Origin of the sequence: Azovibrio sp., from assembly GCF_049658005.1 — a bacterium.
Classification (GTDB): domain Bacteria; phylum Pseudomonadota; class Gammaproteobacteria; order Burkholderiales; family Rhodocyclaceae; genus Azovibrio.
In genome coordinates, this window is sequence record NZ_JBASOH010000102.1 from 1 (window position 1) to 6,262 (window position 6,262).

Annotated in this window: 11 protein-coding genes; 4 read left to right on the top strand and 7 right to left on the bottom strand. The window is 61.8% G+C overall.

All coding sequences use genetic code 11. From position 1 onward, the window contains the following. Positions 1 to 632, top strand: a 632-nt coding sequence (locus WBH99_RS09255) for a glycosyltransferase (protein WP_424219793.1), incomplete at its 5' end; no start/stop codon positions are given. On the opposite strand, the gene WBH99_RS09260 is transcribed toward WBH99_RS09255, so the two are convergent. From WBH99_RS09260 to WBH99_RS09285, 6 genes are all read right to left on the bottom strand, one after another. Continuing rightward, positions 601 to 1,917, bottom strand: coding sequence for a TolC family outer membrane protein (locus WBH99_RS09260; RefSeq protein ID WP_424219794.1), 1,317 nt, complete (start codon positions 1,915 to 1,917; stop codon positions 601 to 603). The two genes, WBH99_RS09255 and WBH99_RS09260, sit on opposite strands and share 32 nt — an antisense overlap. Before the next feature lie 10 nt (positions 1,918 to 1,927). Next, on the bottom strand, positions 1,928 to 2,251 hold the full coding sequence (locus WBH99_RS09265; protein WP_424219795.1) for a rhodanese-like domain-containing protein: 324 nt from the start codon (positions 2,249 to 2,251) through the stop codon (positions 1,928 to 1,930). After that, positions 2,251 to 2,904 (bottom strand): protein-L-isoaspartate O-methyltransferase family protein, encoded by a 654-nt coding sequence (locus WBH99_RS09270; protein ID WP_424219796.1) that lies wholly within the window; start codon positions 2,902 to 2,904, stop codon positions 2,251 to 2,253. Before WBH99_RS09270 ends, WBH99_RS09265 begins: the two co-directional genes overlap by 1 nt. Before the next feature lie 362 nt (positions 2,905 to 3,266). After that, on the bottom strand, positions 3,267 to 4,706 hold the full coding sequence (locus WBH99_RS09275) for an ISL3 family transposase (protein WP_424219797.1): 1,440 nt from the start codon (positions 4,704 to 4,706) through the stop codon (positions 3,267 to 3,269). Next, positions 4,609 to 4,869, bottom strand: a complete 261-nt coding sequence (locus WBH99_RS09280; protein WP_424219798.1) for a HEPN domain-containing protein — start codon at positions 4,867 to 4,869, stop codon at positions 4,609 to 4,611. The genes WBH99_RS09275 and WBH99_RS09280 overlap by 98 nt, the downstream gene beginning before the upstream one ends. Then, the gene (locus WBH99_RS09285) at positions 4,797 to 5,135 is read right to left on the bottom strand and encodes a nucleotidyltransferase domain-containing protein (protein ID WP_424219799.1); all 339 of its coding nucleotides are present in this window, start codon (positions 5,133 to 5,135) and stop codon (positions 4,797 to 4,799) included. Before WBH99_RS09285 ends, WBH99_RS09280 begins: the two co-directional genes overlap by 73 nt. A gap of 161 nt (positions 5,136 to 5,296) precedes the next feature. Between WBH99_RS09285 and WBH99_RS09290 the strand changes: the two genes are divergently transcribed. From WBH99_RS09290 to WBH99_RS09300, 3 genes are read left to right on the top strand one after another with little or no spacing between them, the layout of a single operon-like run. Then, the gene (locus tag WBH99_RS09290) at positions 5,297 to 5,533 is read left to right on the top strand and encodes a type II toxin-antitoxin system Phd/YefM family antitoxin (RefSeq protein WP_424219800.1); all 237 of its coding nucleotides are present in this window, start codon (positions 5,297 to 5,299) and stop codon (positions 5,531 to 5,533) included. A 3-nt stretch (positions 5,534 to 5,536) separates the two neighbouring features. Then, a complete protein-coding gene (locus WBH99_RS09295; RefSeq protein ID WP_424219801.1) occupies positions 5,537 to 5,671 on the top strand; it encodes a hypothetical protein in 135 nt (44 codons plus the stop codon). After that, a complete protein-coding gene (locus WBH99_RS09300; protein WP_424219802.1) occupies positions 5,668 to 5,970 on the top strand; it encodes a PIN domain-containing protein in 303 nt (100 codons plus the stop codon). Before WBH99_RS09295 ends, WBH99_RS09300 begins: the two co-directional genes overlap by 4 nt. Before the next feature lie 129 nt (positions 5,971 to 6,099). Here the strand turns inward: WBH99_RS09300 and WBH99_RS09305 are convergent. After that, a partial coding sequence (locus WBH99_RS09305) for a transposase (protein WP_424219803.1) occupies positions 6,100 to 6,262 on the bottom strand: 163 nt, incomplete at its 5' end.

The following is a 6,262-nucleotide window of genomic DNA, read 5'->3' on the forward strand; positions in this document are numbered from 1 at the left end:
AGCCGGAACTGCTGGCGCTGGGCCAGGCCTGGCGCCAGGCGCTGGGGCGGCGGCCGGTCTGGCTGGCGGCCAGCACGCGGGAGGGGGAGGAGGCGCTGCTCCTGGATGTCCTGAAGGCGCTGGCCGGGGCCTGGCCCGGCTTGTTGCTGGTCCTGGTGCCCCGCCACCCCCAGCGCTTCGAGGCCGTCGCCCAGCAGCTGGCGCAGGAAGGTCTTGCCTGCCAGCGCCGCAGCCAGGGGCTGCCCGGCCGCGAGCATCAGGTCTGGCTGGGGGACAGCATGGGGGAAATGGCGGCCTATTACCGCCTCGCGGATATGGCCTTCATCGGCGGCAGCCTGGTGCCGCTGGGGGGGCAGAACCTGATCGAGGCGGCCGCCTGTGGCTGCCCGGCGCTGGTGGGGCCGCATACTTTCAACTTCAGCCAGGCGACGGAGGATGCCATCGCGGCGGGGGCCGCCCGGCGCGTACGCGATCCGCTCGAATTGCGGCAGACGCTGGAAGCCTTGCTGGAAGACCCGGACAGCCGGGAGAAAATGGGGCAGGCGGGGCTTGCTTTCTGGGCGCGCCATCGGGGTGCCACCCGGCGCATCCTGGATCTGATCAGGAGCGATCTTCCTGCAGCAGGGCGTTGATTTCCTGCAGGTCCGCCTCATCCAGGGCGCCCACGGCCGACTTGAGCCGCAGGCGGGCCATCAGGGTTTCGTGGTAGGCCCGGGCCAGGTCGCGCCGGGTCTGGTATAGCTGCTGTTCGGCATTGAGCACGTCGATGCTGATGCGCACCCCGACTTCATAGCCGAGCTTGTTGGAGTCGAGCGAGGCCTGGGAGGATTCCTGCGCCGCTTCCAGCGCCTTGATCTGGGCCAGCCCGTTGACCACGCCCAGATAGCTTTGCCGGGCACTCAGGGCCGCGTTGCGCCGCGCCCCTTCCAGGCTGGAAAGCGCGGCATTGTAGTTTGCCGCCGCTTCGCGCACCCGGGAGGAGACCGCGCCGCCCTGGTAGATCGGCAGGTTCAGTTGCAGACCGATGTTGTTCGCGTCGATATCTCCCACCCCGCCGATGTTCTGGGCATTGTGGTTGCGGCCCACGTTGGCCACCACATCGAGGGTCGGATAGTGCCCGGCCCGGAGCCGCTGGACTTCCTTGGCGGCAATCTCGCTGTTCTTCTGCTGAATCTGGACCGCCGTATTGTCCTTCTGGGCGGCCTCCACCCAGGGCGCCAGCTGGGGCGGCTGGGGGGGCAAAATGGGTTTGGCCGCATCGAGGCTGGCAAGATGCGCCGGCACCTCGCCGATGAGGACCCGCAGCGCCTCGCGCCTGACTTCCAGATCGTTCTCGCTGGCAATTTCCTGAGCCCAGGCCAGATCGTAGCGGGACTGGGCCTCGTAGGTGTCTACGATGGTGGCGGTGCCGACCTCGAAATTGCGCTTGGCCTGCTCTAGTTGCTGGGCAATGGCGACCTTCTGCGACTGGGCGGCACGCAGATTGACCTGGGCCGTGAGCACATCGAAATAGGCCTGGGCCACGCGCAGGATCAGGTCCTGCCGGGCCTGCACGAACTGGGCCTCGGCCAGCGCCACGCCAAGCTTGCCCTGATCATAAGCGGCCCAGTTCTGCCAGCGGAACACGGGCTGGCTCAGGGTCAGGGTGTAAGCGTTGCTGTTGTAACGGCGATCGGTCTTGACGCCATTGTTTTCGACCTCGTTGTCGTTCCAGGTGGTGTTGCCGGACAGGCTGAGGCTGGGCAACAGGCCGGCCAGCCCCTGCGGACCGCGTTCCCGGCCGGCTTCGAGATTGGCACGGGCGGTGGCGAAGGCGGCGTCGTATGCCTGGGCCTGGCGGTAGACCTGCATCAGGTCCATGGCCCAACCCGGAGAGGCCAGCAGGAGCAGGGGCAAGAGCCAGCCGAGTCGTGTCATTGGCGTCTCATCAGTAACGCGGCATGGTGTGATCAACCACCTGGGCCCAGGCTTCGACGCCGCCTTCGAGGTTGTACACCCCGCTGCAGCCCCGGGATTCGAGGAAGAGGGCGACTTGCTGGCTGCGCCCGCCATGGTGGCAGATGCAGACCAGCGGCCCTGGCGCCGGCAATTCCTGCAGGCGGAGCGGCACACTGGCCATGGGTATCAACTGACTGCCGGGAATGTGGCAATACTCATATTCCGTGGGTTCCCGGACATCGAGCAGGAACGGCCGGGGCCGGGCGGCGTCGGCCAGCCAGTCGGCCAGTGCGCGGGCGGTGATGCGCTGCATCAGAACTGGAAGGCCGGGGCGGGGCTGAAATTTTCCAGGCAGGGCGCCAGGGTTTCCAGCACATTCACGGTGTTGAAGCTGTCTTCCCCGGTGCGGCGGATCAACTGGAGCCGCATCACCGGCGCCGTGCCGACCACGGCGATCAGCCGCCCGCCTGGGCGCAACTGCCCGAGGATGGCAGCGGGAACGGCCGGAATGCCGCCCGAAATGGCGATCACATCATAAGGCCCCCGGGCCGGGAAGCCCGCGCAACCATCCGCCGTTTCCACGGTGACATTGGTGATGCCCGCCCGGGCCAGGTTGCCCCGCGCCATGTCGGCGAGTTCGGGATGGATCTCGAGGCTCACCACATGCTCGGCCTTGGCGGCCAGCAGGGCGGCCATGTAGCCGCTGCCGGCGCCGATTTCCAGGACCTTGTCACCGGGCTTCACCCCGAGTTCCTGCAACTGGCGGGCTTCCATCTTCGGGGTCAGCATCACCTGCCCATGCCCCAACGGCAATTCCAGGTCGGCAAAGGCCAGGGCCTTGCAGGCGGGCGGCACGAATTCCTCCCGCTTGATGATAAACAGCAGGTCCAGCACCGATTGATCCAGCACATCCCAGGGACGGATCTGCTGTTCGATCATGTTGAAGCGGGCTTGCTCGATGTTCATGGCGATCTCCAGGGCTGCCGTGTTTCAGAGCAGCCTGATATTGAAGTTGGGATGAATGCGGATTATAGCGCAGGCTCGTCCCGTCAGCCCCGGACGGCAGAGGCGGGGGCCGGAAGGATTGGATCAAACGGCCATGGCCGGGCTGTAGCGGCCGGGCGTTGGCGGGGTAGCGCCGCGTTTTTCTGTCCATTTTCCTGCCCATTCTCCTGCCCATTGAGGCGGCTTGGGCGGGTTTTGTGCCTCTGCGCTACCTGGCAATGCCAAGGAACACGGCCAGGCAGCGGTCGATTTCCACCCGCGTGTCGGGATCGATTCGTCCGAATGCCGGGCCGGGTTATCCGGATTTGGCTGTGTTTTAGACCTCACAGCTTGCCCGCTTCGAGTAATTGAATCAGTGTGTTTATATCCGCACCGTAGTTCTTCGGTGGACCGACGTGTTCATGTGGGTCAAACACTTTCGGCGGTTTGGGCGGACGGACGATAGCCCGCTCCATTACCATTGGAACACCGTACCCTATGGCGTCGTCTGGAAGGCCGTAGGCCAGTTCTGGCTCCCGTTTGCGCTCGAACTTCGGGCGGGACAGTTTGTGTTTGTGCGCTCCTTCCGTAAACAGGATTTTTGCTCGCAACGCTTCAAAGCTGTAACCACGTCCGAGCCGGTTCATCACCCTGATGAGTCCGTTCAAACACTCGACGTACCCTGATGTGATATGGTGCTCGAAGTGATTCAGAATCATGGGTTGCCAGTTGCTCCATGCCCGGATAATGTCTGAGAATGGTTCACGAACCTCCGGCGTCACGCTTCGATACCAAGCCTCGTAACGCTGCATTGCCTCTTGTGCGGTTGCGGCCTCATAAATCTCAAAGAACCCCTCCTTGAGTCTGTACGCCTCTCCCAGTGCCGGATAGTTCTTGGTCCAACCGTCGAGATTCAATGCTTCCTTGTCGGTCAGGTCGCGCTGGCGTTTCAACAGCACGAATCGGTCGTGCATCAGTCCTCGCCGCTGCTTTGGCATCAAGTCAGCTCTCAACGACTTTCTGACCTTCTCTATCGCATCATTTGCCATCCGTACAACATGGAATTTGTCGATGACAATACGAGCATCCGGCAACACTGCTTGCACCGCATCGCGATAGGGTGTCCACATGTCCATTGCGACGTACTGCACCATTCCTTTGTTCGGCAGGTTGGTCAGGTACTTTGCTACCGTGTCCTTGTTCCTGTTTGGGAGCATGCCCACGATGGTGTCGTTCTGAATGTTGGACACGACGCAGCGCGGCTTGATGAGGTGGATTTCATCAATCCCCATCCACTTTGGTGTCTCGAAGCGGAATTCAGCTTCCAGTTCGTTTACATAGTCGCGGAAGATGTTGCGGATGGTCTTCTCATCCAGTCCGGTGTCGTCAGCAATGCTGGCGAAGGTGCGCTTTAAACTCTGTTGTCCGATCCACTTGGTCAGCCGGTTCGTCATTTCACGCTTGGCGTTGACCGCTGGCAGCGTCTCCATGAAGGTCTTACCGCAGGACTGGCAACGCCAGCGGCGGGTGGCTGCGACGAAAGTCGCGGCCTGTTCCACCATTTCTTGCGCATCGCTCAGTTCCACCGGATCGCCTTCATAGTCGGCCACGTAACGAAAGGTCTCTGCGTGTTTAAGGAGACGCCCCATTTCCTTCGGCAGTGGCCCGTTCTTGACGAGTCGATCACTAAAGGCATTGAGGACGCCCTTGTGTGTTTTGCCGATTTCGGCTCCCGAGACAAGCAACGCGGCGCGGGACCGCTTCGAACATGGCGTAGTAGGCACGATTGCATGCGCCGTCTGTGTCGCCGGTATCGAGCAGCACCTTGGCAGACGCGGCAGCCTGAGCGGCTTTTGCCATCAAATCCTGTGCCTTCACAGCCTGACCCCTTCGCGGGCAATGTTGTGCAGCAAGGCCGGATTCGAGAAACGCTCCGGGTGCTCCCATTCATCCACCCACACGGGCAGGGGCGATATGTTGATGCCCGTTTCTAGCAGCACGTCATAAGCCACATCGGCCATCGCCAACGTCGTTGGCAGCAATCTTTGGTGCTCACCGGTCAGCAGCACGGCAACGTCCGCGTCGCTGTCGGGTCGGTGCGTGCCACGGGCACGACTGCCATAAACGATGGCTCCCGCCATGCCGTAGCTGGGGGCCAGCAAAGTCAGGAAGCGCCTGACAGCTTCTTCGGTGTCGTGGTCAATCTGGTTCATGCGTTCCCCCACAATGTAATCCGGTTTTACTCCAATATGACGGATGCCGATTCAGACATCGGAAACACACTCAAATCCGGATAACCAGGCAAGATCAAACCCTTGACGGCACGCACGACATGTCGACAATGTAGTGCTGAACACTACTTTTGAGAAACCAGATGAAAACCATTTCTGCCGGCGATGCCAATCGCCACTTTTCCAACGTGCTGCGCGATGTCGCGACCGGTGAGGTCGTTACGGTGCTGTCGCGGGGCAAACCTGTCGCCACCATTTCTCCCGCACGTTCTGGCGGCAGTGAGCGTGAGTCCGCCAAGCGCGATTTGCTCGGGCGGCTGCGTCAGCAAAAGGCCAGCGGTGCTCGCAACTGGACGCGTGATGAATTGTACGAGGGCTGATCGGTGAGAGTCGCCCTCGACACCAACGTCCTGGCCTATGCCGAAGGGGTTGGCGATGAACTACGTTGCAGCACGGCCATGCAATTGGTCGAGCAACTGTCCAGCCACGAAGTGGTGGAGAACTCTCCCGTGTTCTGACGGGCAAAGCCAAACGCTCTGCCGAGCAAACACGTGAAGCCGTGTTGAGTTGGGCTGACAGCTTCGAGGTGGCCGACTCCACCTGGTTTGCTTTTCAATCAGCGCTGGACCTGACCGTCGACCACCAGCTACCAATATGGGATGCCTTGGTTTTGGCTGTCGCCGCAGAAAATCGCTGCCGGCTGCTGCTCTCGGAAGATTTTCACAACGGCTTTACCTGGCGCGGCGTGACCGTGGCCAACCCGTTTGTTGAGTCGCGTTCGCCGCTACTGAGCAGGCTGTTGCACATCACGAACTGAACCCCAGAAACGACAAAGCCCACCGGAACGGGTCGGGTGGGCGCAGTGATCAGCGGTATGGGAAGAGCTGACGGTTGTGCAACCCTTTTTCTGTAAATCATCCGAGGCGATGTCATCGGGATGATGGGATCAGTCTTTCATATTGAGATAGATCTTGCCGGTCATCCACTCCTCATCGCACTCGGCGAGCAGTGCGGAGACGAGTCTCAGGCAAGAGGCGGTGTTGGGGAAGATCGACGCGACGCGGGTGCGGCGCTTGATCTCGCGGTTGATGCGTTCAAGGCCGTTGGTG

Excerpts from the sequence above, each read along its gene's own strand:
- WBH99_RS09260 (WP_424219794.1), bottom strand. The coding sequence starts at position 1,917 with ATGACACGACTCGGCTGGCTCTTGCCCCTGCTCCTGCTGGCCTCTCCG.
- WBH99_RS09265 (WP_424219795.1), bottom strand. The coding sequence starts at position 2,251 with ATGCAGCGCATCACCGCCCGCGCACTGGCCGACTGGCTGGCCGACGCC.
- WBH99_RS09270 (WP_424219796.1), bottom strand. The coding sequence starts at position 2,904 with ATGAACATCGAGCAAGCCCGCTTCAACATGATCGAACAGCAGATCCGT.
- WBH99_RS09280 (WP_424219798.1), bottom strand. The coding sequence starts at position 4,869 with ATGGGAGCACCCGGAGCGTTTCTCGAATCCGGCCTTGCTGCACAACAT.
- WBH99_RS09285 (WP_424219799.1), bottom strand. The coding sequence starts at position 5,135 with ATGAACCAGATTGACCACGACACCGAAGAAGCTGTCAGGCGCTTCCTG.
- WBH99_RS09290 (WP_424219800.1), top strand. The coding sequence starts at position 5,297 with ATGAAAACCATTTCTGCCGGCGATGCCAATCGCCACTTTTCCAACGTG.